The sequence below is a fragment of the Natroniella acetigena genome, assembly GCF_023227745.1.
Lineage (GTDB): Bacteria > Bacillota > Halanaerobiia > Halobacteroidales > Halobacteroidaceae > Natroniella > Natroniella acetigena.
Map to the genome: position 1 here is coordinate 1 of NZ_JALKBX010000115.1, position 1,193 is coordinate 1,193.

Annotated in this window: 1 protein-coding gene; it reads left to right on the plus strand. The window is 38.6% G+C overall.

Going from position 1 to position 1,193, the window contains the following annotated elements; translation table 11 throughout:
* Positions 1 to 18: 18 nt before the first annotated feature.
* The coding region (tuf, locus tag MWH25_RS12785; RefSeq protein WP_248628037.1) for an elongation factor Tu at positions 19 to 1,193 on the plus strand (1,175 nt) is incomplete at its 3' end.

A 1,193-nucleotide genomic window follows, 5' to 3' on the forward strand; every position in this document is an offset into this window, starting at 1 on the left:
ATTAAGGGGGAGAATAAGATGGCAAAAGAAAAGTTTGAAAGAACGAAACCTCATGTTAACATTGGTACAATCGGTCACGTAGACCATGGTAAGACGACAACAACAGCTGCTATTACTAAGGTATTAGCAAAAGGTGACGAGGGTTCATCAAATTTTGAGGATATTGATAATGCACCAGAAGAAAAGGAAAGAGGAATTACAATAGCAACATCTCATGTAGAGTATGAAACAGCAAATAGACACTATGCTCACGTAGACTGTCCAGGACATGCTGACTATGTTAAGAATATGATTACAGGGGCAGCACAAATGGATGGTGCAGTCTTAATTGTATCAGCAGCAGATGGGCCAATGCCTCAAACAAGAGAGCACTTACTATTGGCACGTCAGGTAGGAGTACCAAAGATTGTAGTATTCTTAAATAAAGCAGATATGGTAGATGATGAAGAATTAATCGAATTAGTAGAGATGGAAGTAAGAGAATTACTTAGTGAGTATGACTTTGATGGAGATGAAGCCCCAATAGTAGTAGGTTCTGCATTAAAAGCATTAGAAGAGCCAACTGGAGAATGGGCAGATAATGTTATGGAATTAATGGATGCAATTGATGAGTATATTCCAACTCCAGAAAGAGATACAGATAAAGAGTTCTTAATGCCAGTAGAGGATGTATTTAGTATTACAGGACGTGGGACAGTAGCAACAGGTCGTGTAGAAAGTGGTATTATAGAAGTAAATGATGAAGTAGAAATAGTGGGAATCAAAGATACAGAGACGACAGTAGTAACTGGAATTGAGATGTTCAGAAAGATGATGGACGAAGCACAAGCAGGAGATAACATAGGAGCACTATTAAGAGGTGTCAATCGAGAAGATATTGAGCGTGGACAGGTATTGGCGGAGCCAGGAAGCATTACTCCACATACTCAATTTAAAGCAGAGGTTTATGTTTTAAGTAAGGATGAAGGAGGAAGACATACTCCATTCTTTGATGGATATAAGCCACAATTTTATTTCAGAACTACAGATGTAACAGGAACAATTGATTTACCAGAAGGTGTAGAGATGGTAATGCCAGGAGATAATATTGAGATGGTAGGAAAGTTAATCTCTCCAATTGCGATGGATGAAGGAGTTCGATTTGCAATTAGAGAAGGTGGAAAGACTGTTGGTGCTGGAGTTGTTACTGAAAT